This is a genomic window from Parabacteroides sp. AF39-10AC (genome assembly GCF_003635405.1).
Taxonomy (GTDB): Bacteria; Bacteroidota; Bacteroidia; order Bacteroidales; family Tannerellaceae; genus Parabacteroides; species Parabacteroides distasonis.
This window is the reverse complement of sequence record NZ_QTLP01000015.1, coordinates 118154-142955: the sequence shown is the minus strand read 5'-3', so window position 1 is coordinate 142955 and position 24802 is coordinate 118154. Positions and strand designations below refer to the sequence as shown.

Here is a 24802-nt window from a genome sequence, read left to right as displayed (position 1 = left end):
TTACACATTTTATTGTTATTGAATGTGTCTACCTATATCAGCATAAGACAAAATGTCTTTCAAAAATAACACGTTTTCTTATCCAATGCAAAGAAAAAGTATCAATGTCAAGTATAAGTGGTAGATGTTGAATGATAATTGTAGATGTCAGGCTATCTACAACCTATATGTAATGCTTTGATTTATAAAGCATACATGGCGTAGTGGTAGATATTGTAGATGTTTTCATAAAATCAATATTGTAGAATTCCTTTTATCTCAATTATGTATAGTTGCAGTCTGATATTTGGTTAGTTATGCTATTCCACATGCTTTAAGAAGAGAATCTTATAGCTTGTGATGATATAAAGTTTTTATGGTAGAAAATTTTGTTTACGTAAAAATATTTGATCTATAAGTATTCTGTAATAGATAAAAACGCCTAGTCTAAACGATCGTTTATTCTAGTCGTTAAAGATAGGCTATATTTTTGAATAAAACAAAATCCAGAGAAACTTTTAAAAATTGATTATCAACGCATAAACGTAAATATGGACGCTTATGCGTTGAATTCAATAAAACGCCAGAATAAAATGATCGTTTAGACTAGTCGTTTTATAACCGATGATTTCGCATAACTGCTTGTAAATGATGATTATGAGAAGACTGATGTGCTGGAAGCTACAGAGTTTATGAATATAGGGTAAATGTTTTAAATAATTGAATATTACTAACTTATAAAAATTAATCGTATGAAAAGAAGACTACTTTTCTTGTTCGCCGTGTTTATGGTGGCAACGAGTGTGGGGTGGGGACAGACGGATTTGTATGTCAGCACTTCGGGTTCTGATGGTAACGGAGGTGGTGTGGAAGCTCCTTTGGCTACAATTGCGAAAGCGATTGAAAAAGCCGCAGATGGGGCTACCATTCGTGTGGCAGAGGGAATTTATCCCCAAGTTTCACCTATTGTTATTCCAAAGTCTATTACAATTATTGGCAGTGATTCGACAAATTGTATTATAGAAGGGCAGCTAGATATTCAACGGGATGAGGAAGAGAGCGTAATCAATGTCAATTTGCGGAATTTACAGATTACAAAAGCTACAACATTAAGCCAAGGCCTTATTAATGTGATGTCTAAGAATGTGAATTTGAATTTGTCTGGGGTCCATCTTCATCAACTAACAGCAGGTAGTGGTGATGGTTGGGGTAAAAGTTCTATGGGCATTGTTAATCTGGGAAAAAGCTATGATTCTAATAGTATTTGTGATAATGTGAATGTATCTCTTACGAATTCTTGTATTTATTTAGAAGGGTCTTACAATCGAGGGTTCTCTTCGTTTGGAAATACGACTAAGGTGAAAAATACTATTGTATTGGATAATTCTCATATTCTTTCTGCGGTATATCCGAAGAATGGTACTTATAGTAGAGGAATAAGTTTCTCAAATATGAATGGATCGTCCATAGAAATGAAAAATAATAGTACTATCAAAGGATTTTATTATGCAATAAATGTAACAGCGCTAAATGATAATCTTTCGATTTCAATTGTAGATTCAAAAATAGATTCATGGGCGGCACTCAATATTTGGTCATCTAATAATAAGTTTAAGATAGCTAATTCAACATTGGAGTCTCATAACTATCAACTTAAAGGATCAAATGATTTTGCTACGATTGTATTAAATAAAGATGAAGAAGACAATGCGATTAACAATTCCTTTGATATAAAAAATACTAATTTGTTTGCTTTTATGGAAAGTACAGCTCTGCAATATCCTATTTCTGTTCGTAGTACGGGTAATACATTTAATATTGGTGAGGGCTCTGTACTGAAAGTGAATAAAAATAATGTAGGGGTTTTGATACAGGACTATAAAACGAATACTTTTAATTGCGACAATACGGTTAAGTACCAGATCGCGGATGAGAAATCAGCGATTACTGTATTCAACCAAGATGGTTCATTACGTAATGCGGCTTGCGATATGTCTGGTCTACTTTCTGAGGTAGATTTGACAGATCAAAATCGTATCGTTTTCCCGGAAGGAGAATATACTTTACCAATGACTCTACCATTAGATAAATCTATCACAATTCAAGGAGCTGGGCAGGACAAGACTATTATAAAAGGTGCGATCTTGGTTAATGGCTCTGCCAATAATACTGCTACCGATGTTAAAATAAAAGGATTGAGTATCGATTATACGCCAACGAAAGTTACCTCTGGAAAATGTACTCCAATTATAGAGGTAACCGGTAATGCGGATTTGTTGATAGATAATTGTATTATGAATAATAATACACAAGGCTATGGTGATCGTAAGAACCCAAATCCTGCGGAAGCATTACAAAATGCGATTCTTCTGGGAGCAACGGCAAAGGGGACTGTACGTGTTGAAAATACTACAATAAATTTGGCGGCTAACGCACAATCTGGAGTTCTTATTGATGGAGAACTGACGGATGTCTCTCTTGTTAATACAAAGATTGAGGGACAGGTGAACGGTTCGAATCAATTTGGTGTATATATTCACCATAAAAAAACGCCAGTGACGGTAGATAGTACGACAATCTTGCTAAATAACCATTATTGTATTTATGCTAATAACGCCGGCGATCAAAAATTGACAATAAAGAATAAATCGAACATCGTAGGGTATGGTGCTCTCTATTTGTATGAGACCTCAGATATGAACGTTCATGTTTCGGGAGGGAGTACCTTAACTGGTAAGACAAAAAATAAGGGTGTTTCCGATAGTTTTGCGGCTATAGCGATATCAACAAATAATTCTACAGTGGGAGCTTCCAATAACGAGATTGTGATTGAAGATTCTTATATCGGGAATAAGTTTGATGAACAAGAGACAATGGCAATGACTCCGATTAAAATAAATGGTAGTTTTACTCCTACTCCTTGTGATAATAAGATTATATTGAAAGGAAAAACAATTGTCTCAACTACTGATAACATAAAGAACCCAACTATAGTGGGTTATGGTATGAATCCTGATGAATATAATAATGTAATCATGGTGGAAGGCACTGATGTGCAATTTCAAGACCAAAACGGGAAGCCTTGTGTGATTATTAATAAACCGGATGGTTCATTTAGGAATGCGGCGGTCTCTATAGTAACAGCAATCGATTTTGGAGAATTGTATGGGAGTACATATTACCATGAAGGCATTGCCTATGCGGGAGATATAATACTGATTCCTGATACGACTATGGCAGAAACGCTTAATTCTTTAAATGCGGCAAAGCCTAATTTCTTTCCGGATGTGGACACATGGGAGCCTTATACTATCCCGGATGGTGTTATTTTTAATTGCAAGGATGGTCGTTTAGTAATAGAGGAAAATACAGCTAAAGCATATGCTATTGCTAATCCATTTAAAAGGGTTTATTGGTTGAATCAAGGTGCGCAGTCATTTTCTATAAAAGAATGTGTAGTAGCCATTGACATAAAAAGTGATACTACGTGGGCCACATCTTTTCAAGATCGACAGGTGAATATTCTAAATGGAGCGACACTGACTGTCTCGGTGCCTATGGCTTTAGATACAGTGATGATGGAAGAGGATGCACAAGTGGTATTTACCGCTACGGAAGGGAAGTTGACGGCTCGGTCTCTTCGTTTCGCTCCACTTTTGTCTGCTACGGGATGGAAGGCGTTTGGAATGCCATTTACCTCTGCCGTGATCAAGAACTCTACGGAGGAGGAGATCTCGGCTCCAAGTACTCAAAATGTTGATAATGGTATCTGGTTCGCTAGGCTGAAGGATAACAAGACTCCGGAGTTCGTGGTGGATGAGAGTGCTTTTGGCATGGCTGGTCTTTGGGCGGCTAATGGCGATACCTATACGATCTCTTCCGAAGGAGCTTTTGAATTCAAGACCTTGGAAGAACCTGCCGCTCCAACTGAAACAGGTACTTTCTTGATGTGCTCGAATCCGAATACATTTACGATTACCTTGAAACAATCCGCTTATATATTGACAGCGGATGGAACCTCTTTCGAGCAAGAGGCAAACCCGGAGATCAAGCCTTTCCAAAGCTTTGTCTTGACAGACGCCAAGACATTGAGTACGCTTCGCTCTTTACGTATCGGCGATGGCGTGGTTACGGGTAACCAGACGATCGAGCCGGTAGATGGTTATTACGTGACTACCGATCGTGGTGCTATCGTGATCCACACGCCGGAGCCTATGGACGTGGTGGTTATCAGAATGAATGGCAAGGTCGCTTATCGTGGCGAGGTTACGGACGGACAGCGGATCATGGTTTCTTCGGGCATCTATGCCGTGAACGGTCAATTAGTAAGGGTTAAATAACGATTAAAACAAAGATAAACATGAAAAAGAGTATATTAGCGATATTCCTTGCTGTCATCGCGATGGCACAGGTACATGCGCAAGATTCAGATTTACGTTCCGCCCCGGATCTTCCGACGTTCAAGGTGACATTGAATTATAGCTCGGCGAATACGGATCAAGGAACCATAACCAGTACGGTAGCCACAGGTTCCAAGGTGGCATATAATAGTAAACCCGTTTTCACGATCACGGCGAAGCCCGGATATGTCCTGTCGGATATAACGATGAATACGGCTACTATTGGCACGTTGCCGAGCGGTACTTTTCAAAATGATAATACGACCACTTATTCCTATACTTCCACCGCTTTAACCGGTAGTACGGAAATCAAGGCGGTGTTCAAGGCGAAAGAGCAGGTGACGGTCACGATCTCTCCTGAGTATGCCACCTTGGATGAGATAAGAGCGAAGGTGAATTTGCCCAAGGTTACTTTTGACCCGGTTATTACGGGGTATAAAGTACAATACAGGGAGGATGGCTCTGCTGCTTTGATGGATGAGCTACCCGAAAAGGCTGGACTTTATTATGTTGTCGTAACCAAGTCGGAGACTGATACGCAAGCCGCCATAAACAAGGAGATTCTATTCAAGGTACAACCGCCCCATACGCTTTCCTACTCGTTTGAGGAGGCGCAAGGATCTGTAACCGCTTCTATGGATGGCTCCACTATCGCTAGTGATGGTGAGATCGTTTATAATAAGCCAGCCGTATTGAAGATTACCTCCAAGCCCGGTTATGTGTTGAGCAGACTTACCGTAGATAATAATGAGGTGACTTTGCCGAAAGGAACTTTTAATTCTTCTACGAATGAGACTTCCTACGCGGATTATACGACATCGGCGTTGACCGCTTCTACGGTTATTGACGTGCGATTTGCCGCGAAGAAAACCGTATCTGTAACAGCCAATCCATTATCTGCCACGAAGGATGAGGTTTTGGCTGGTAAGAATCTTCCGGTTATCACGTTTACCCCCAATACGATAGCGGGGCAGAAGGTTCAATATAAGAACGCTTCCGGAGCTTTATCCGATAAACTTCCTGCGGCGGATGGTGTTTACACGATCGTCGCGACCAGTCCCGAGACCGCGGAATATGCCGCCTTGAAGGATGAGAACATGAAGTTCACGGTATCTAAAGCGAATGTATTAAATTATAACGTGGAAACGGCCGGACAAGGTACGGTTACCGCCAAGATGGGCTCTACGGACATGGCAAGCGGTAGCGAGATCATTAACGGGCAACCTGCCGTATTTACAATTATCGCTAACCCCGGATTTCTATTGAATAAGATTGTTGTGAATGGAACTGCGGTATCAGCCTTGCCAAAAGGTGCGCTTAATAAGGATAACACCATCTCTTATACCTATACGACCGCCTCGTTAACCGCCTCTACGACCTTGTCGGTAGGTTTCGCCGCGAAGAAAACGATTTCCGTGAGTGTAACAGGTTCTTCGGCGACAAAAGACGAGATCGTGGCCGGGAAGAATTTGCCGGTTATTAAGTTTACGCCGGAAATAGCGGGACAAGCGGTTCGATATCGTGCGGCCGATGGTTCGGAGACTTCCACGTTACCGCAGATAGTCGGAGCTTATAAGATTGTCTTATTTAGTCCGGAGACCATGGAGTATGCCGCATTAGAAGATTCCTCTAAAACGTTTACGATCCGTAATGCCAATACCTTGGCTTACGCTGTCGATGGTGGACAGGGTACGGTTACCGCCAAGATGGACAACAAGGACATCATGAGCGGTGGTGAGATCGCTTACGGTAAGCCCGTCATTTTCTCGATCGTATCGAATGCCAACTATAGGCTAGGGGCTATTAAGCAAGGCTCTTCGGACGTGGATATCTCGAAGATCAAGGGAACATATGCCAATGGAAATACCTCTTACACGTACACGACTCCTAGTCTGATGAGTGGCGATAGCTATACCTTTGCGTTCGTCTCCAAGGATACGGTGAGGTTCGTGGCTAACAACCTTGTCCAGACGGTCAGCTCCATCAAGCCGGTCACGGTAACAAGCGCTGTAGAGGATATCAAGATCGAATATCAATTGAGCGGTACGGCTTGGGTTACGACATTGCCTTCCACGCTGGCTGTGGGTTCTTATAAGGCCCGTTTGAGCCGTGCGGAGGACTTGACATACCGTAGCCTCTCTGATACGGTTACGTTAGTGGTGGAGAGTAAGAAAGAGGTGGAGAGTTTGGTGTTACCTACTCCGGGTCGTATTGAGGAAGGACAGGCTTTATCGGCGTGTACCTTGATCGATGGTACTTCTTCCGGATCATTTATCTGGAAAACTCCGAACGAGATCGCTTCTCCGGATAAGAAAAAGTACGACTTGATATTCGAACCGAATGATCCTGTTCTCTATGCGGCTAAAGATACGTTTATAACCTTGAACGTAATTCCTGTTTATTCTATGAATGTTACCGCCGGTAATTTCGGTACTGTCATCTTGGAGGGGCGTACCGCAAATGATAAATATGCGAGAGGCTCGGTTTTGAAAGCGACAGCCGTCGCGGATAAGAATTACCGGTTTGCCGGCTGGAGTGATGGGAATACATCGGCTACACGGGAGTTGCAAGCGAATGCGAACTTGGATATCGTAGCCCGTTTCGATCCGATCGTTTATGGCGTGACGTTTACGGATCCGATGAATGGTTCCTTGAAGGTCTTCGCGAATGGCGTGGAGGTGAAGAATGGTGCTGAATTTTTACAGGGGACCTTATTGACTATCACGGCGACTCCGGATGCGGGCTATATGGTTCAGTCCGTGAAAGTGAATGGGGCTTTGGTGAATAACGGTTCTTATACTTTGACACAAGCCGCTGATATATCGGCCGATTTCCTGCAAAAAGAACCGGATAAACATTTGGTCAAGGTTGGGGAGTTGAAGAATGGTAGCGTTAATCTGATCGAGGTGGATACGAAGGCGCCTGTTACTCTCGGTGAGGCTATCTCTGAAGGTGTGAAAGTGAAGGTGATAGGAAATGCGGATTATGGCTATGAGCTGGCATCCGTGAAAGTGGAAGGCGCGAATTATAATGAGGCTGATGGCTCATTTATGGTTGGGACCGGAGATGTTACGGTGAGCGCAAGTTTCCAATTGGTGAAATATCAAATAACCTCGGCGTTGAATATCCCCAATGCGGGTAAAGTCGTATTGAAAGATAAGGCCGGTAAAGAGGTGGCTTCCGGTTCTAAGGTTCCTTATATGACTCAATTGACCGCTTCTGTTGAGACGGAAACGGGATATCGTTTTATGAATATGATGGTGAACTCTTCCGAGATCAAGGATGGAGATGTGTTCACCGTTTCCGGCCCTATGGTTGTTACCGCTAATTATGTGGAGAAGAAAGATTTGGCCTCGCTGATTGATAAGACGACGCAAACGGTAGTCTATAATAAGCAATACCGGAATTTCGAGGTTAAGATTACGGGCTATTCCGGTTTGGACTTTAAGGTCGCATATTCCCGGAGTGGGGTAGAAATGACAGAGAATCCTAAATCGGCCGGAACTTATAAAGTTCGGATTACCCGTGGCGAGGATGATTTATTTAAAGCCGTGGATGTAACTGCCGAGCTGATTATCAAGAAGGCTGGTATGGCATTGCTGGAAGTACCGACTATAGGAGGGGATAATTATGAAAAGGTTGATGCTAAACTTACTCAAGACTTCGAGGATGTGGAATGGAATCCTTCTACACAAAAATCGGCGCTTCGTGCGAATGTGACCGGAATCCCGACAAAGGATCAGGTAAATATTCTGCGCTTTACCCCACTTGACAAGAGTAATTATGAATCGGTAGATTATTCAATGCCGGTTGGTGAAGTAAAAACGTTTTCTTTAAGTACCTCAAATACGGAGGTTACGAATGGAGGCTTGGTTATTAGCGATTATTCGGAAGTTCCGGAGAATACGGTTTTAAAGTTGCGAGCGGTAGCTCCTAGCGAGAATCAGCGTTTTGATTCTTGGAGTGATAATGTCTCAAGCGCCGATAGAAAGAAACCAGAGATAACGGTTACTTTGGCGGCTGATGCGACATACACCCCGAATTTTGTGGATAAACCTAAAATAACGGCGAATCCTTCAGATTTGGAGTTTGTTTATAATGGTTCCGTAAGGCTCGTGGAATTGAAAGACATTTTGAGCGGTAGTTATCCGACAGATGTAAATATTAAATATTCAAATACGGATGGATCGGTTGCTACCCCATTGAACGCAGGTACTTATCTTGTGACTGTAACACGTACCGGGGATGAGAACTGGCGATCTTTCGAGGCAACCAAGAAATTAGTGATAAAGAAAGCGAAGGTCGTAAAGGTAGTGGCTCCTACCGCATCTACGATCACGGAAGGTCAGTCCTTGTCGGAATCCCTATTATCCGGTGGTGTTGCGAAAGGTGCCGATGGGACTACCATATCCGGTAAATTTGAATGGGCTGATGCGTCAGCTATATTGAAACCCGGCAATAGCCAGAAAAAGGAAGTGATCTTCACGTCGTATGATCCGAATTATGAGGATGCGACTACGGAAGCGGAGGTTACGGTGAAAAGTTCGGATGCGTTAGTTGTCACGTTCGCTCAACCGGAAAATGGTTCTTTGAAAGTCTATATGTTGAAGGGTGAGGGCGAGAAGACCGAGATAACGAGTGGAACCGCTGTGGCGAAAGCGACTAAGCTAACCATTGAGGCGGAAGCCAATCCGGATTATGAATTGGCCGTTATTCAAATAGGCGAAGAGAAGTATACGACTTCGCCTGTAGAGATTGAAGTCGATAAGTCCTTGGCTATTATGGCAGAGTTCAAGCCGGTTTCTACACCTCCGGGAACAGATGTGGCTGTTACGGGAGTTTCCTTGAATATCACGTCCAAGGCATTGGCCGTAGGTGAATCTTTTGCCTTGCAAGCGAAAGTTACCCCTAATAACGCCACGATGAAAACCGTCTCTTGGAGCAGCAGCGACGAGACGGTGGCTACTGTTGACGCAGATGGTGTCGTTACCGCGCTGAAAATCGGTACCTGCAAGATTACTGTGGCTACCGATGATGGAAACAAGACGGCGTCTTGTGTGGTAACTGTCTCCGGTACGGTAGGTATCGAGCAAATCATCAACGATCATCAAATCTATTGCGAGCGAGGTGCGATAACCGTTCATCCGGCCCGTCCAATCTCGATCCGTATCATAGCGGTGACTGGAGTTAGCCTGTATGGCGACTCAATTATCGGAACTACCCGTATCCCGGTATCGACAGGAATCTATCTGATAGAGATCAACGAGAATGGTAAGCGTATAACAGTGAAAGTGAACGTTCGCTAACAACCTTATTTTAAGAAACTAACCCTTGAGTCTTTAATGTTGGGGAAGGCCGCTAGGAATACTCAGTTCCGGCGGTCTTCTTTTTTATCCTATAAGCTTTACTTTATCTGTTTTTGTTCTGATATAATTAAATAAAACGTTATCTTTGTATCATAGAAAATTAAAACAGAAAGCCTTATGGAAAAAAATGAAGAAAAGAAAAAGGAAGAAAATGCCAAAACTAAAACAACTGTGGCGAAGACTGGAAAAAGAAAGGTAAGTAAGACATGGGAAGCTATGCAGCGGTTAAAGGGAAGTCTGATTGTAAATGACCCTAAATTTTTACTGTAAATGCGATATCTCATTGACACGAATATTTTTGTATATATGGCATCTGATCCCGAATATCTAAATAGGGATATAGATGCTATTATCCAAGAACCGGAAACCCTTCTTTATATAAGTGCCGAGTCCGTACGTGAGCTGATTGTCGCTTATCGAAATAAAGGACTGTGTTCTAAACGATGGAAGTCGGCAGAAGCGATGATCGTCGCCATAGAAAAGGAGTTTTATGTGAAAATATTGCCATTGAAAAAAGAACATATGCAAACGTATGCGCATATGGAGATCAATGAGGCGCAGGGACACAAAGATCCCTCAGACCACGTAATTATTGCGCATGCCATAACGGAACATCTACCGCTTATATCAAGTGATACCCGTTTCGGATTCTATAGAAGTCAAGGGTTGGACTTGGTATTCAATCAGAAATAATCTATATATTGTATATGTACGAATGGCCTTTGTTAGAGTTGTAGAGGTTAAATATTCTAAAACCCTTTCGGCTTACTTATTTTATTCGTTCTTTTGCAAGAAAATTGGGAGGTGTGTTCTCTGTACGCATCTCCTTAATTTATTTAACGTTAATAAGTGAGAGTCTGATGGCTGAAAATAAAAAAGTTAGTTCTGTTTCTTTCTTTAACTCCCGGCTTACGTCTGTTATTAGTATCTCCTTGGTACTATTCTTGCTAGGACTCATTCTATTGATAGGGATGTTGGGTAATAAACTCTCCGTTTATGTGAAAGAGAACTTATCTTTCTCCATCGTGCTGAAAGATAACCAAAAAGAAACTGAGATAAAGAAAATGCAGAAGAGCTTGGATGCTCTTCCTTTTATAAAATCAACCGAGTATATATCGAAAGAGCAAGCCGCGAAAGAGTTGGAAGAAGAACTGGGCGAGAATCCGGAAACCTTCTTAGGCTTTAACCCTTTACAGGCCTCGATTGAGGTGAAACTGCATTCGGAGTACGCCAACCCCGATAGCCTCCAAGTGATAGAGAAGAAGATTAGAAACTATACGTCGGTCTCGGAGCTGCTTTACCGAAAGGATATGATGGAGATGGTCCATAATAATATGAAGCGGTTGGGCTTGATCCTGCTAACCTTGGCTGCGGTACTGATGATTATCTCGTTCGTGTTGATCAGTAATACGATTCGCCTGTTGATTTATTCCAAACGATTCTTAATTCATACGATGAAGCTAGTGGGGGCTACTTCCGGCTTTATACGTAGGCCTTTTGTGAAATATAACATAGTAAGTGGCATTTTCGCCTCTATCTTGGCAATATTGATGCTAACCGGAGCGTTATATTATTTGCAAAATGAATTGAAAGGTTTTATCCAGATATTGGATATGCAAACATTATTATTGGTTTATGTGGCAGTGTTTGCTTTAGGTATTGTCTTGTCCGTGATCGCGACCATTTTTGCCGTGAATAAATATTTGCGGATGGGGGTCGATAAGTTGTATTATATTTAATGTACGAATAATAAAGAGTTGAGAAAGATGGCTAAAAGAGATTTTGCTTTCGGAAAAGAGAATTTTATACTGATTGCGGTAGCGGTTGCCTGCATCGTGCTTGGTTTCATATTGATGAGTGGTGGAGGTTCCGGGGATAATACGTTCAATCCCGATATATTCAGCGCCCGCCGTATCGTGGTAGCTCCGGTGGTTACGGTTATTGGTTTCGTGATGATGATTTTTGGAATCTTGAAGAATAGCAAAGATAAAGAAGTAACAGAATGAGTTGGTTTGAGGCCTTGATACTGGGTATCGTACAGGGATTGACCGAATATCTGCCGGTGAGCAGTAGCGGTCATTTAGCGATTGGCTCAGCTTTGTTTGGTATAGAGGGAGAGGAGAATCTTGCGTTTACGATCGTCGTACATGTGGCGACCGTATTCAGTACGTTAGTGGTTTTATGGAAGGAAATCGATTGGATATTCCGTGGTTTGTTTAAATTTCAGATGAACGCGGAGACGAAGTATGTGATCAATATCTTGATTTCCATGATTCCGATCGGGATCGTTGGGGTATTCTTTAAAGATACGGTAGAACAAATCTTTGGATCAGGTTTATTGGTCGTTGGTTGTATGCTGCTATTGACGGCGGCTTTGCTGGCATTTTCGTATTATGCCAAACCACGCCAGAAAGAGTCGATCTCGATGAAAGATGCTTTTATTATCGGTCTGGCTCAGGCTTGCGCCGTGATGCCGGGTTTGTCACGTTCCGGATCAACGATCGCTACCGGTTTGTTATTGGGAAATAATAAGGCGAAACTAGCCCAGTTCTCTTTCTTGATGGTAATACCTCCGATCTTGGGAGAGGCGTTGTTGGATGTGATGAAGATGGTGAAAGGTGAAGATGTGGCCGGGAGCATTCCCGCATTATCATTAGCGGTAGGTTTCGTGGCCGCTTTTGTTTCCGGTTGCGTGGCCTGTAAATGGATGATCAACATCGTGAAAAAGGGGAAACTGATTTATTTCGCTATCTATTGCGCGATCGCGGGATTGGTGACAATTGCTTGTACATTACTGAAATAAAGAATGGATTTTATAGCTGGAGAGATTTTATATTTTAATAAACCGCTAACGTGGACTTCTTTTGACCTAGTTAATAAATTTCGCTATAAGCTAAGTCGGAAACTGAAGGTAAAGAAGATTAAAGTTGGACATGCGGGGACACTGGATCCCTTGGCTACAGGTGTGATGATCGTTTGTACCGGAAGGGCTACGAAGCGGATCGATGAGTTTCAATATCAGACGAAGGAATATATCGCTACGTTGAAGTTGGGAGAGACTACCCCGTCTTTCGATTTGGAGAAAGAGATAGACGCCGTGTATCCCACGGAACACATAACCCGTGAGCTCGTGGAGGAGGTTTTAAAGACATTCGTGGGTACGATCCAACAGATTCCCCCGGTGTTCTCCGCTTGCAAAATCGAAGGTAAACGTGCTTATGAGCTAGCCCGGAAAGGAGAGGAGGTTGAACTAAAATCCAAGACATTGGTTATAGACGAACTGGAGTTGCTGGAGTGCGATTTGCCTGTTATAAAGATACGGGTGGTATGTAGCAAAGGTACCTATATTCGTGCGTTGGCTCGTGATATCGGGAAGGCCTTGGATTCCGGCGCTCATTTGATTGGCTTGGAACGGACTCGCATCGGAGAGGTAACCTTGGATATGTGTATGTCTCCGGAGGAGATCGATGATTTCTTAGAGAAGAATGTGGTAAAAATAGAAGAAGAAAAATAAATAGAGTGCATTATGAAGCTTTCGAAATTCAAATTTAACTTACCGTCGGAATTAATCGCTTTACATCCGGCGAAGAACAGAGATGAGTCGAGGTTGATGGTCGTTCATCGTGATACAGGTGAGATCGAGCATCGCGAATTCAAGGATATTCTAGACTATTATGGAAAAGGTGACGTGTTTATCTTTAATAACACGAAAGTGTTCCCCGCTCGCTTGTACGGTAACAAGGAGAAAACAGGGGCGCGTATCGAGGTGTTCTTGTTGCGCGAGCTGAACGAGGACTTACGTTTGTGGGACGTATTGGTGGATCCGGCTCGTAAGATCCGTATCGGTAATAAGTTATACTTTGGCGAGGATGATTCCATGGTCGCGGAGGTAATTGATAATACGACTTCGCGTGGTCGTACGCTCCGTTTCTTATATGACGGGAACCACGACGAGTTTAAGAAGGCTTTGTATGCCTTGGGCGAGACTCCGCTGCCTAAGTATATCGAACGTGAGGTGGAACCGGAAGACGAGGATCGTTATCAGAATATTTTCGCCGCGGAAGAAGGTGCGGTTGTGGCTCCTGCCGCGGGATTGCATTTTAGCCGTGAGTTGATGAAACGTTTGGAGATCAAGGATTGCCAGTTCGCTTTCTTGACATTGCATTCGGGCTTGGGTAATTTCCGTGAGATCGACGTGGAAGATTTGACAAAGCATAAGATGGATTCTGAGCAAATGGTCGTAAATGCCGATGTAGTGGATATCGTGAACAAGGGAAAGGATGAGGGGCACAAGGTTTGTGCGGTCGGAACTTCCGTGATGCGTGCGATCGAGACGGCCGTAAGTACGGATGGTCATCTGAAAGAGTTCGAGGGCTGGACGAATAAGTTTATCTTCCCTCCGTATGATTTCAGCGTGGCTACCAGCATGGTGACAAATTTCCACATGCCGTTGTCTACATTATTGATGATGACAGCTTCTTTCGGTGGTTATGAGTTGATCATGGACGCTTACGATATCGCTTTGAAAGAGAAATATCGTTTCGGTGCTTACGGCGACGCTATGCTAATCCTTTAATCCGGTTTCTATGGCGACAGCTTACCTTGGATTAGGTACGAACGTAGGCAATAAACGAGGAAATTTGGTGACAGCGGCGGCGCTGTTGGCTGAAAGGGTGGGAGATGTTCTTGCCCTTTCTGATATGTATGAGACGGAGCCTTGGGGATTTGAATCGGACAACACTTTCTTGAATGCCGTGATCGTTATGACGACGGAACTTTCCCCTATGGAATTATTAGACGCTACCCGTTTGATCGAGATCGAGATGGGACGTATCGAAAAAAGTGACGGTGTGTATCATGACCGTATCATCGATATCGATCTGTTAATGGTGGATGAGCAAATCCTGCATACGGAGCGGCTGACGCTACCGCACCCTCTGATGCACAAACGGTCGTTTGTTATGGAACCGTTGGCAGAAGTAGCTCCGTTGGTGAAACATCCTGTGTTTGGCAAGACGATGCGTGAACTTTTATCCGAATTATAAGTTTTAATTATGAACTACGAGATTTGAGTTATGAATAAAGAAATTAATAAAGCGATGACGCAAGGGATCGTCTTCAAGAAAGCGAAAGGCGAAGCGGAAGATCCGAATGGTAAGAAAATCAAGTTCTCTGATTTCTTGAAAGGGACACATGGCTCTGATTCAGCGAAATGGAAGGCCGGTTTTAAATATAAAAAAGCCTTACGTAATTCCAAAAAGAAGAAATAATTTTCAACTTTCAACTTTCAATTCTCAATTATTGCGTATCTTTGCGAATGAATTGACGTGGATAGATTTGTATTGCTTGCAACCACGGGAAAAAATGCTAAAAACATATCCTTTTCGTTGCCGTCCGGCAGAAAAATCCTTCCAAGTTCAATTCAGTCATAGATTAATAACTAACGAGCATTGTCAATTGCGACCTGTGGCTTATCCCCTAATTCTCAATTTTCAATTCTCAATTTTCAATTTAAAACGATGAGTTATTTATTCACCTCCGAATCGGTGTCTGAAGGGCACCCCGATAAAGTAGCCGATCAAATATCGGATGCTTTGCTGGATGAGTTCTTGGCGTATGACAAGAATTCGAAAGTTGCTTGCGAAACCCTTGTTACAACCGGACAGGTTGTCTTGGCTGGAGAAGTTAAATCAAGTGCGTATGTGGATGTGCAGGAAGTGGCACGTGGCGTGATCGAGAAGATTGGTTACACGAAAAGCGAGTACCAGTTTGAAGCGAAGTCATGTGGTGTGTTCTCTTCTATCCATGAGCAGAGTGGCGACATCAACCGTGGCGTAGAGCGTGCGGATCCCTATGAGCAGGGGGCCGGCGACCAAGGTATGATGTTCGGTTATGCTACTAATGAGACTGAGAATTACATGCCTTTGGCGTTGGACTTATCTCATAGTTTATTATGGGAATTGGCGAAGATCCGTAAGGAAGAACCGGATTTGATGCCTTATTTACGTCCGGACGCTAAGAGTCAGGTTACGATTGAATACGATGATAACGGTAAGCCATTGCGTATCGATACGATTGTGGTATCCACGCAGCATGATGAGTTTATCGGTCCGAAAGGTATTTCACAGAAGGAAGCGGATGAGGCTATGCAAAAGAGGATCGCCTTAGACGTGAAGAAGATATTGATACCTCGTGTGAAGGCTCAATATCCGGCTCATGTACAGGCTTTGTTTAATGATAATATCATTTATCATGTGAACCCGACCGGTAAGTTCGTGATCGGTGGTCCTCACGGTGATACCGGTTTGACCGGCCGTAAGATTATCGTGGATACATACGGTGGTAAAGGTGCTCATGGCGGCGGTGCTTTCTCTGGAAAGGACCCTTCTAAGGTAGACCGTTCGGCTGCTTATGCCGCTCGTCATATCGCTAAGAATATGGTTGCTGCCGGTGTGGCGGATGAGATGCTGGTACAGGTGTCTTATGCGATCGGTGTGGCTAAACCGATGAATATTTTCGTGAATACTTTTGGCCGTGCGAAGGTGAATATGACAGACGGAGAGATCGCCGCTAAGATCTGGGATATCTTCGATATGCGTCCGAAAGCGATCGAGGAGCGTTTGAAATTGCGTAACCCGATTTATTTCGAGACCGCTTCTTATGGTCATATGGGACGCAAACCCCAGACGGTGACGAAGACATTCTCTTCCCGTTATTTGCAGAAGCCGGTTACTTGTGATGTGGAGTTATTCACATGGGAGAAATTGGATTATGCAGATAAGATCAAGGACGTGTTTGGTCTATAAAAAATAAGTGGAAAAAGTAAGCTGGCTTAAATGGCGAAGTATGTCAAGATACTTAGCCATTTAAGTTAAGATACTTAGCCAAGTATGTTAACTTACCCTTCCTCTTGGAGCATTTCTACTTCTTTTACTTTCCTGAACAGGTCGGACGCGAAGATGAAATCGTTCAACGCTTGGTTATTAGAGGTGATTACTTGCTCTTTTGTTCCTTGCCATTCCTTCACGCCTTCCTTAATAAAGATGATATTATCACCAATATTCATCACGGAGTTCATGTCGTGGGTATTGATAACGGTCGTCATATTGTACTCCACCGTAATGTCGTGAATCAAATCATCGATCAATAGAGAAGTCTTGGGGTCTAGTCCGGAGTTCGGCTCATCGCAGAACAGGTATTTAGGATTTAGGGAGATCGCTCTTGCGATGGCGGCACGTTTCATCATACCTCCACTGATCTCGGAAGGATATAGATGTCCGGCCTCGGACAGGTTTACGCGTTCCAAACAGAATTCCGCACGTTTCCTGCGCTCTTTCGTTGAGTCTTTAGAGAACATATCTAAAGGAAACATTACGTTTTCCATTACCGTCATGCTGTCGAATAAAGCGGAACCTTGGAACAACATACCCATTTCCCGACGCAGCATATTTAACTCATGCTTGTTCATCGTGATCAAGTCTCTGCCGTCGTATAATATCTGTCCGGTATCAGGTTTCATTAACCCGATGATATTCTTGATCATTACCGTTTTACCCGAACCGCTTCGTCCGATGATCAGATTCGTCTTACCATCCTCGAACGTCGTACTTATATCTTTCAAGACGACACGTCCATCGAAAGACTTCGTTATATTCTTAACTTCGATCATTTTTAAGTAAGCATTAAATGGGTTAATATTACGTCGGCAAGTAAAATCATGATACTGCTCATGACCACGGCATTCGTACTTGCCTTACCTACCTCTAGGGCGCCTCCCTTTACGTTATAGCCAAAATAGGCGGCGATGGATGAGATGATGAACGCATATACTACGGATTTGATAATAGAATACCAAATGTAAAACTCGTTGAAGTAGAATTGTAAACCGTACTCGAACGAGGAAGGAGTCATTCCCGTACTCGTTGAGTAACTGGCGAATATGCCGCCCATGATACCGGTGAACATACTGAAGATAACCAATACCGGAATAAAGATCATCAAACCGAGCATTTTCGGAAGGATCAGGAAGTTGGCGGAATTAACACCCATGATTTCCATGGCGTCTATCTGCTCGGTGACTCGCATGGTTCCGATCTCGGAGGCGATATTACTGCCTACTTTACCCGCTAGGATTAGTGCCATGATAGAGGAAGAGAATTCCAGCAAGATAATCTCACGGGTGGTATAGCCGATCGTAAACTTAGGAATCAAGGGGGAACTGATATTCAAGGAGATCTGGATGGCGATAACCGTACCGATAAAGACCGAGATGATTATGACAATCCAAAGAGAATCCACGCCTAGCTTGTATATCTCTTTGATCAATTGCTTAAAGAACATACTCCACCGGTCTGGAAGTGTTATACTCTTCATCATCAGTAGGGTATACTCACCCATTCTGTGTAATGCTTTATTCATTTTTATCTTGATAAATTTCTGATTTCAATTTGCAAAGATAGCGTAAAATCCACTAATAACCATATAACATCTTAGAAACAAGATTGGTTTTATTTGTAAATCCTATGGTATTAAAGTTTGCCACATCCCTCTTTTTTAACTATGTTTGCTTTCTTAAATACTAAAAAATACTTTTATGAAGCGAATTCTTTTAGGAGTGATCGGCTTGCTGTGTTTATGTGTGGCTTGCCAGCGGAAGGATCTTTCTTTTAAGCCGGGGGAAGTTTGGCCGGATGATAAAGGGGTACATATAAACGCTCATGGTGGCGGTATTCTACGGATCGGGGATACTTATTATTGGTTTGGTGAGCATAAAACGGAGGGCTCGGCTGGAAATCTGGCTCAAGTAGGCGTTCATTGCTATTCGTCGAAAGATTTATATAATTGGAAAGACGAGGGAATCGCCTTATCGGTCGTGCCGGATGATACGACGAGCCATATTGCTAAGGGATGCGTGTTGGAGCGTCCGAAAGTGATTTATAATAAAAAGAATGATCAATATGTAATGTGGTTTCATTTAGAGCCGAGAGGTGCTGGCTATTCGGGAGCATTGAGTGGAGTGGCTGTCAGTAAAAACGTGGTGGGGCCTTACTCGTTCGTAAACGCTTTCCGTCCGAATGCCGGTTTTTGGCCGGTTAATGTACAGGAACTACATAAGCAACCTTGTACGCTTTCCGCAGATCTAGGTTTTAGCGGTGGAGAGTTACCAGCCCATCCGGATAGCTTGAATTTATTGGGGCGTGACCAGATCTCCGGACAAATGGCTAGGGATATGAACCTTTTCGTGGATGACGATGGCATCGCTTATCATATTTATTCCTCGGAAGAGAATAGTACCTTGCATATATCGCAGCTGACCGATGATTATACGAGTTATTCCGGTAAGTACGCCCGTTTCTTCCCGGGGCGTTTCATGGAAGCTCCAGCCTTGTTCAAACAGAAGGGGAAATATTATTTGATTATGTCCGGCTGTACGGGCTGGGCTCCGAATGCGGGACGATCGGCCGTCGCTTCCTCGATTTGGGGACCTTGGAAGGAATTGGAAAATCCGTTTAGGGGAGAGAACTCGGAGGTGTCGTTTTATTCTCAGAGCACGTACGTATTGCCTGTACCCGGCCATGCGGATCGCTTTATTTATATGGGAGATCGTTGGACTCCGGAGAACGCTATAGACGGACGTTATATCTGGCTTCCTATCCGATTCGAGGGGGAGCAACCCGTGATCGAGTGGCAATCTGAGTGGAGTTATTAAATTCTCTTATCGCTTTTTTGCGAATGTATGTGATGTAGATCTGCGGATTATCACGTACATTCGCGTTAAATTTTTAAGTAGCTTATGTCAGACGAACAACGAATGGTGCTCCGTACGGAGGACTTGGTAAAGAAATATAGGACTCGTACGGTCGTGAATCATGTATCGATTAACGTGAAACAAGGGGAGATCGTTGGTTTGCTTGGTCCGAACGGAGCGGGAAAGACGACCACCTTTTATATGACAGTAGGTTTGGTCACTCCTAACGAGGGTAAGATCTTCTTGAATGACATGGAGATTACGAAATTCCCGGTCTATAAGCGGGCTCGCAACGGCATTGGCTATCTGGCGCAAGAGGCTTCGATTTTCCGGAAAATGACGGTGGAAGATAATATCCGCTCGGTCTTGGAGATGACGGGACGTAGCGTTGAGTACCAAAAAGAGAAACTGGAAAGCTTGATTTCAGAGTTCGGTTTGAATAAGGTTCGTAAAAACTTGGGAGACCAGCTTTCGGGTGGGGAGCGGCGTCGTGCGGAGATTGCCCGCTGTCTGGCGATCGATCCGAAGTTCATTATGTTGGATGAGCCTTTCGCTGGTGTAGACCCGATCGCCGTACAAGATATCCAGACAATCGTGGCTCGCTTGAAACATAAGAATATCGGAATCTTGATTACCGACCACAATGTGTACGAGACATTGAGTATTTGTGACCGGGCCTATCTTCTGTTCGAGGGAAAAGTCCTTTTCCAAGGAACCGCCGAACAACTAGCCGAGAACGAGATCGTGCGCGAGAAATATTTGGGAAAAGACTTCGTGCTGCGTAAGAAAGACTTATAGCAGCCGTTTCAATCGCCTGTTTACCAGTATGAACAGCAGGAAAGATAAGGCGGCGATAAGACAAAAGTCCAAAAGATGCTCGGCGGGAATATCGCCTGTGACAAACTCGTTATCCTTGAGACGACTGTCCGACATCCCTATTACGGCGAAAGCATTATTGACAAAGTGGGCGAACACCGGTATCCAGATGCTTTTGCTCCAATAGAGTAGATAGCCGAAATAGGCTCCGAGTATCATCCGGGGCAAGAATCCGTAAAATTGTAAATGGAAGGCGCTAAATAGTATGGCGGCGATCCATATGATCGTATGAGGGTTGGAGGTCCATTTCCCGATCACTCGTTGCAAGGCCCCTCTGAACAGGAACTCCTCGGTTATCCCAGCCGTAACGGCGATAACGATAAGGTTGGCCAGGATTACCCAAACGCTATCGCTGGATAACAGAATCGTCGTCAGTTGTTCGGCGAGGGTTTCTTGCGCCCGCATCCATTCCTCGATAGGAGCCATAAACGCGGGTAACTCCATCTGCTTGTTGAGCAATCCTAGCAAATTGATAACCGGAGAAAATAAGAACATGCAAACTAAGGTGAGAATCCAGATCCTGCCGTCTGTGATTTTCTTGACTGATAGATAATGGCGGGGATTGTCACTACATGTCCAAGCCATGGCGATAGATGGTAGCAAAAAGGTACAGATCGCCGAGATGAACTGAATGAGCCTCATTAAATTAGCGTCTTGGGTTATATCAGTCTGTAAACCGTGGGTCGCGAGTAATAAGCCCGTGGATATAATAGATGATAAAACGGCTCCAGCCAATAAGAATAGCAGGAGGATCAAAAGTTGGATTACCGCCGGACGGGTAGCATATATTCCTTTTATTCTCATAATGATTCATTCAAAGGGTAAATAATTGCCGCCAAATATAAACAAAAGAATAAAAACAGATCAAAATTTGCACGATTAAAAGAATAAGTCTAATTTTGCGACCTAAAATTCGATACGACTATTAATTAAATAAATCATTCAGAATGAACGTTTCGCTTAAAAACAATGATGCCGTAAGCGGTATCGTGAAATTAGAAATAGTGAAAGCTGACTATGCTGATCAGGTAGACAAGAGCCTGCGTAGCCTTCGTCAGAAAGCCAATGTACCGGGTTTCCGTAAGGGCATGGTTCCTATGGGCATGGTTAAAAAAATGTACGGAAAGCACGTGCTGGTAGAGGAGATAAACAAATTAGTTTCTGAGAATCTGTTCAAGTATATCCGTGAGAACGATTTGCATATCTTAGGCGAGCCGATGCCTAACGAGACAGAGCAAAAGCCGTTGGATTTCGATAAGGAAGAGGATTTCGAATTCTGTTTTGACGTGGCTTTGGCTCCGGAGATCAATATCGAGTTGAGCAAGAACGATAAACTTCCGTTCTATCAAGTCGCTATCGATGAAGAAATGCTAAATAACCAAGTAAACGCTTATCGCTCAAACTTCGGTTCTTACGACAAGGTAGACGAGGTTGAGGAAAAAGATATGGTAAAAGGTACGGTAGCCGAGCTTGAGAATGGTGCCCCGAAAGAAGGTGGTATCGTTGTGGAGGACGCTGTCTTGATGCCTATGTATATCAAGGATGAGGAAGAAAAAGCTAAGTTTATCGGTGCTAAAGTAAATGCCGTAGTGGTATTCAACCCGAATAAGGCTTACGAGGGTGCTGAGGCAGAGATCGCTTCTTTCTTGAAGATCGATAAGGAGAAAGTGGCTGAGACTACAGGCGACTTCAGCTTCGAGATCAAGGAGATCACCCGTCATAAAGACGCTGAGATGAACCAAGAGTTGTTCGACAAGGTATTTGGCGAGAACGTGGTTACTAGCGAGGAAGAGTTCAAGAACAAGATCAAGGAAGCTTTGGCTGAGCAATTCGCTCCTCAGAGTGACTTCAAGTTCTTGACAGACACTCGTGATATGTTGGTTGAGAGAGCTGGCGAGTTGAATTTCGCTGACGATTTATTGAAACGCTGGTTGCTTGCCGCTAACGAGAAGAATACGAAAGAGAAGATCGACGAGGACTTCCCTCAGATCCTTCAGGATTTGAAATATCAGTTGATCAAGGAGAACTTGGTTAAGAAGAACGGCTTGAAGGTTGAGGACGCTGACATCGAGAACTTCGCTAAACGTGTGGCTAAGGCTCAGTTCGCTCAATACGGCATGTTGTCTGTACCTGAGGATGTACTTGACAACTACGCTAAAGACATGTTGAAAAATAAGCAAACACTTCAGAACATCATCGACCGTGCGGTTGAGGAGAAATTGGCTGCTTGGTTGAAAGAGCAAGTGGAACTTGATGTTAAGGAGGTAACCGCTGACGAGTTCAACAAACTTTTTGAATAAAAAGATCTTTACTCGGCCTCTTAGGAGGTTGTTTTATATCAAAAAAGGGATTTCTCTCTAAAAATATCTTAGCGGATAGCAAAATAAATTGTTTCTTTCAGAAATTTATTTATAACTTTGTTTTTCCGTTAAGTCACAGAGGGAAATCCCTTTTTACGTCTTCTCGGTAAATAAAAGATAGGAGAAAATATGGAAGATTTTAGAAAGTATGCTACAAAGCATTTAGGTATGAGTGGTACGGCTCTGGATAGTTATATGAACATCTCCAGTAGCTATATCTCCCCGACAATTATAGAGGAACGACAGCTGAATGTCGCTCAAATGGATGTATTCTCTCGGTTGATGATGGACCGTATTATTTTCTTGGGCACGCAAGTGGATGATTATACCGCTAACGTGATTCAAGCGCAGTTGTTGTATCTGGATTCCAGTGATCCCGGAAAGGACATCTCTATTTATATCAATTCGCCGGGTGGCTCTGTATATGCGGGCTACGGCATTTACGACACGATGCAGTTTATCTCCAGCGACGTATCTACGATTTGTACGGGTATGGCCGCCTCTATGGCGTCTGTCTTATTGGTGGCGGGAACCAAGGGAAAACGTTTCGGCTTGAAGCACTCCCGTGTAATGATCCATCAACCGCTTGGCGGCGTACAAGGACAGGCTTCAGACATCGAGATTACCGCTCGCGAGATCTTGAAGGTTAAGAAAGAACTGTACACCATAATCTCGGATCATTCAGGTAGACCCTATGAGGAGATCGAGCGCGATGGCGACCGTGATTTCTGGATGACCGCGGAGGAAGCGAAAAAGTATGGCATGATCGACGATGTTTTAACACGTAAATAACAAAAACAACAATAAGAAACTATGGCCAAAACAACAGGCGATACATGTACGTTTTGCGGCAGGAGTAGCCGTGATGTTAATTTGCTTATCAATGGGATCTCTGGTTGTATTTGCGATGATTGTGCCCGGCAGGCGTATGAGATCGTAAAGGAGCAGACAGGAGGTAAGAAAACTTCTTTTGGTTTGAAGCAGAAAGATCTGCCTAAACCGGAAGATATCAAGACTTTCTTGGATCAGTACGTGATCGGGCAGGATGACGCGAAGCGTTATCTGTCGGTATCGGTATACAACCATTACAAGCGTTTACTTCAAAAGGTTACCGCCGACGATGTGGAGATAGAGAAATCTAATATTATCATGGTGGGCGCTACCGGTACGGGCAAGACTTTGTTAGCCCGTACGATCGCTAAGTTATTGCATGTCCCGTTCGCTATCGTGGACGCTACGGTACTTACCGAGGCAGGTTACGTGGGGGAGGATATCGAGAGTATCTTGACCCGGCTATTGCAAGCGGCGGATTATGATGTGGAGGCGGCCCAACGGGGTATCGTCTTCATCGATGAGATCGATAAGATCGCGCGTAAGAGCGATAATCCGTCTATCACTCGGGATGTCAGCGGTGAGGGTGTACAGCAAGGTTTGCTGAAACTTCTAGAAGGATCGATCGTGAATGTGCCTCCTCAGGGGGGACGTAAGCATCCGGAGCAAAAGATGATCGCGGTGGATACGAAGAATATCCTGTTCGTTTGCGGTGGTGCTTTCGATGGAATCGAAAAGAAGATCGCTCAACGCTTAAATACCCGTGTGGTCGGTTATTCGGCTAGTTTGGGTACGGCTACCGTAGACCGGAATAATTTACTGAAATACATCACCCCGACTGATTTGAAGTCGTTTGGCTTGATCCCGGAGATTATCGGTCGTTTACCTATCCTCACGTATCTGAATCCGCTGGATCGTGATACGCTTCGTAACATCTTGACCGAGCCGAAGAACTCCATTATCAAGCAATATGTCAAATTGTTCGAGATGGATGGCATTAAGCTGACGTTCGATGAGAAAGTCTATGAGTTTATCGTGGATAAGGCGCTTGAGTTTAAGCTGGGTGCCCGTGGGTTACGTTCAATCGTAGAAGCCGTGATGATGGACGCTATGTACAGTATGCCATCTCAAAAAGTAAAGGAACTCCATGTAACGTTGGAGTATGCGAAAGAGAAATTTGAAAAATCGGACGTGAACCGTTTACAGGTCGCGTAAACGTAGGCGGTTTACTATAAATAATAC

20 protein-coding genes are annotated in these 24802 nt (G+C 43.5%); 17 read left to right on the top strand and 3 right to left on the bottom strand.

All coding sequences use genetic code 11. From position 1 onward, the window contains the following. Window positions 1-731 precede the first annotated feature (731 nt). The 12 genes from DW033_RS14895 to metK all read left to right on the top strand — a co-directional run bounded on the left by DW033_RS14895 (window position 732) and on the right by metK (window position 16551). Entirely contained in the window at window positions 732-4319 is a 3588-nt protein-coding gene (locus DW033_RS14895; RefSeq protein WP_005867091.1) for a hypothetical protein, read from the top strand. Between the two features lie 20 nt (window positions 4320-4339). Further along, window positions 4340-9685, top strand: a complete 5346-nt coding sequence (locus DW033_RS14890) for an Ig-like domain-containing protein (protein WP_122382874.1) — start codon at window positions 4340-4342, stop codon at window positions 9683-9685. Between the two features lie 177 nt (window positions 9686-9862). Continuing rightward, window positions 9863-10015 (top strand): hypothetical protein, encoded by a 153-nt coding sequence (locus tag DW033_RS24695; protein ID WP_005853901.1) that lies wholly within the window; start codon window positions 9863-9865, stop codon window positions 10013-10015. After that, a complete protein-coding gene (locus DW033_RS14885; protein ID WP_005867093.1) occupies window positions 10016-10438 on the top strand; it encodes a type II toxin-antitoxin system VapC family toxin in 423 nt (140 codons plus the stop codon). A gap of 167 nt (window positions 10439-10605) precedes the next feature. Continuing rightward, complete coding sequence (locus DW033_RS14880) at window positions 10606-11484, top strand: ABC transporter permease (RefSeq protein WP_005853905.1); 879 nt, start codon at window positions 10606-10608, stop codon at window positions 11482-11484. Window positions 11485-11511: 27 nt separating this feature from the next. Further along, a complete protein-coding gene (locus DW033_RS14875; RefSeq protein WP_005853907.1) occupies window positions 11512-11751 on the top strand; it encodes a DUF3098 domain-containing protein in 240 nt (79 codons plus the stop codon). Continuing rightward, window positions 11748-12548 carry an undecaprenyl-diphosphate phosphatase gene (locus DW033_RS14870; RefSeq protein ID WP_005867094.1) on the top strand — a complete coding sequence of 267 codons (801 nt, stop codon included), beginning with the start codon at window positions 11748-11750 and terminating at the stop codon, window positions 12546-12548. Before DW033_RS14875 ends, DW033_RS14870 begins: the two co-directional genes overlap by 4 nt. A gap of 3 nt (window positions 12549-12551) precedes the next feature. Beyond that, a complete protein-coding gene (gene truB / locus DW033_RS14865) occupies window positions 12552-13259 on the top strand; it encodes a tRNA pseudouridine(55) synthase TruB (RefSeq protein ID WP_005867095.1) in 708 nt (235 codons plus the stop codon). Between the two features lie 12 nt (window positions 13260-13271). Continuing rightward, a complete protein-coding gene (gene queA, locus DW033_RS14860) occupies window positions 13272-14321 on the top strand; it encodes a tRNA preQ1(34) S-adenosylmethionine ribosyltransferase-isomerase QueA (RefSeq protein ID WP_005853911.1) in 1050 nt (349 codons plus the stop codon). Window positions 14322-14331: 10 nt separating this feature from the next. Next, window positions 14332-14790, top strand: a complete 459-nt coding sequence (gene folK, locus DW033_RS14855; protein WP_087342365.1) for a 2-amino-4-hydroxy-6-hydroxymethyldihydropteridine diphosphokinase — start codon at window positions 14332-14334, stop codon at window positions 14788-14790. Between the two features lie 30 nt (window positions 14791-14820). Further along, window positions 14821-15015 (top strand): hypothetical protein, encoded by a 195-nt coding sequence (locus tag DW033_RS14850; protein ID WP_041525585.1) that lies wholly within the window; start codon window positions 14821-14823, stop codon window positions 15013-15015. A 249-nt stretch (window positions 15016-15264) separates the two neighbouring features. After that, entirely contained in the window at window positions 15265-16551 is a 1287-nt protein-coding gene (metK, locus tag DW033_RS14845; RefSeq protein ID WP_005867099.1) for a methionine adenosyltransferase, read from the top strand. 92 nt (window positions 16552-16643) lie between these two features. Here the strand turns inward: metK and DW033_RS14840 are convergent, their stop codons facing one another. After that, window positions 16644-17414 carry an ABC transporter ATP-binding protein gene (locus DW033_RS14840; RefSeq protein WP_005853918.1) on the bottom strand — a complete coding sequence of 257 codons (771 nt, stop codon included), beginning with the start codon at window positions 17412-17414 and terminating at the stop codon, window positions 16644-16646. A gap of 2 nt (window positions 17415-17416) precedes the next feature. After that, on the bottom strand, window positions 17417-18163 hold the full coding sequence (locus tag DW033_RS14835) for an ABC transporter permease (protein ID WP_008773770.1): 747 nt from the start codon (window positions 18161-18163) through the stop codon (window positions 17417-17419). Window positions 18164-18338: 175 nt separating this feature from the next. Between DW033_RS14835 and DW033_RS14830 the strand changes: the two genes are divergently transcribed. After that, a complete protein-coding gene (locus tag DW033_RS14830) occupies window positions 18339-19454 on the top strand; it encodes a glycoside hydrolase family 43 protein (protein ID WP_122382873.1) in 1116 nt (371 codons plus the stop codon). An 84-nt stretch (window positions 19455-19538) separates the two neighbouring features. Continuing rightward, window positions 19539-20291 (top strand): LPS export ABC transporter ATP-binding protein, encoded by a 753-nt coding sequence (gene lptB / locus DW033_RS14825; RefSeq protein ID WP_005853924.1) that lies wholly within the window; start codon window positions 19539-19541, stop codon window positions 20289-20291. Here lptB and DW033_RS14820 read toward each other — a convergent pair. Then, a complete protein-coding gene (locus DW033_RS14820) occupies window positions 20286-21173 on the bottom strand; it encodes a CPBP family intramembrane glutamic endopeptidase (protein WP_057326843.1) in 888 nt (295 codons plus the stop codon). The two genes, lptB and DW033_RS14820, sit on opposite strands and share 6 nt — an antisense overlap. A gap of 143 nt (window positions 21174-21316) precedes the next feature. Here DW033_RS14820 and tig point away from each other — a divergent pair, with 143 nt between their 5' ends. The 3 genes from tig to clpX all read left to right on the top strand — a co-directional run bounded on the left by tig (window position 21317) and on the right by clpX (window position 24775). Continuing rightward, on the top strand, window positions 21317-22669 hold the full coding sequence (gene tig, locus DW033_RS14815) for a trigger factor (protein ID WP_005853929.1): 1353 nt from the start codon (window positions 21317-21319) through the stop codon (window positions 22667-22669). Between the two features lie 189 nt (window positions 22670-22858). After that, window positions 22859-23521 carry an ATP-dependent Clp endopeptidase proteolytic subunit ClpP gene (clpP, locus tag DW033_RS14810; RefSeq protein WP_005853931.1) on the top strand — a complete coding sequence of 221 codons (663 nt, stop codon included), beginning with the start codon at window positions 22859-22861 and terminating at the stop codon, window positions 23519-23521. A gap of 21 nt (window positions 23522-23542) precedes the next feature. Continuing rightward, window positions 23543-24775, top strand: coding sequence for an ATP-dependent Clp protease ATP-binding subunit ClpX (gene clpX, locus DW033_RS14805; RefSeq protein ID WP_005867105.1), 1233 nt, complete (start codon window positions 23543-23545; stop codon window positions 24773-24775). Window positions 24776-24802 lie beyond the last annotated feature (27 nt).

Coding starts and splice junctions, on each gene's coding strand:
- DW033_RS14895 (WP_005867091.1), top strand. CDS start 732: ATGAAAAGAAGACTACTTTTCTTGTTCGCCGTGTTTATGGTGGCAACG.
- DW033_RS14890 (WP_122382874.1), top strand. CDS start 4,340: ATGAAAAAGAGTATATTAGCGATATTCCTTGCTGTCATCGCGATGGCA.
- DW033_RS24695 (WP_005853901.1), top strand. CDS start 9,863: ATGGAAAAAAATGAAGAAAAGAAAAAGGAAGAAAATGCCAAAACTAAA.
- DW033_RS14885 (WP_005867093.1), top strand. CDS start 10,016: ATGCGATATCTCATTGACACGAATATTTTTGTATATATGGCATCTGAT.
- DW033_RS14880 (WP_005853905.1), top strand. CDS start 10,606: ATGGCTGAAAATAAAAAAGTTAGTTCTGTTTCTTTCTTTAACTCCCGG.
- DW033_RS14875 (WP_005853907.1), top strand. CDS start 11,512: ATGGCTAAAAGAGATTTTGCTTTCGGAAAAGAGAATTTTATACTGATT.
- DW033_RS14870 (WP_005867094.1), top strand. CDS start 11,748: ATGAGTTGGTTTGAGGCCTTGATACTGGGTATCGTACAGGGATTGACC.
- truB (WP_005867095.1), top strand. CDS start 12,552: ATGGATTTTATAGCTGGAGAGATTTTATATTTTAATAAACCGCTAACG.
- queA (WP_005853911.1), top strand. CDS start 13,272: ATGAAGCTTTCGAAATTCAAATTTAACTTACCGTCGGAATTAATCGCT.
- folK (WP_087342365.1), top strand. CDS start 14,332: ATGGCGACAGCTTACCTTGGATTAGGTACGAACGTAGGCAATAAACGA.
- DW033_RS14850 (WP_041525585.1), top strand. CDS start 14,821: ATGAATAAAGAAATTAATAAAGCGATGACGCAAGGGATCGTCTTCAAG.
- metK (WP_005867099.1), top strand. CDS start 15,265: ATGAGTTATTTATTCACCTCCGAATCGGTGTCTGAAGGGCACCCCGAT.
- DW033_RS14840 (WP_005853918.1), bottom strand. CDS start 17,414: ATGATCGAAGTTAAGAATATAACGAAGTCTTTCGATGGACGTGTCGTC.
- DW033_RS14835 (WP_008773770.1), bottom strand. CDS start 18,163: ATGAATAAAGCATTACACAGAATGGGTGAGTATACCCTACTGATGATG.
- DW033_RS14830 (WP_122382873.1), top strand. CDS start 18,339: ATGAAGCGAATTCTTTTAGGAGTGATCGGCTTGCTGTGTTTATGTGTG.
- lptB (WP_005853924.1), top strand. CDS start 19,539: ATGTCAGACGAACAACGAATGGTGCTCCGTACGGAGGACTTGGTAAAG.
- DW033_RS14820 (WP_057326843.1), bottom strand. CDS start 21,173: ATGAGAATAAAAGGAATATATGCTACCCGTCCGGCGGTAATCCAACTT.
- tig (WP_005853929.1), top strand. CDS start 21,317: ATGAACGTTTCGCTTAAAAACAATGATGCCGTAAGCGGTATCGTGAAA.
- clpP (WP_005853931.1), top strand. CDS start 22,859: ATGGAAGATTTTAGAAAGTATGCTACAAAGCATTTAGGTATGAGTGGT.
- clpX (WP_005867105.1), top strand. CDS start 23,543: ATGGCCAAAACAACAGGCGATACATGTACGTTTTGCGGCAGGAGTAGC.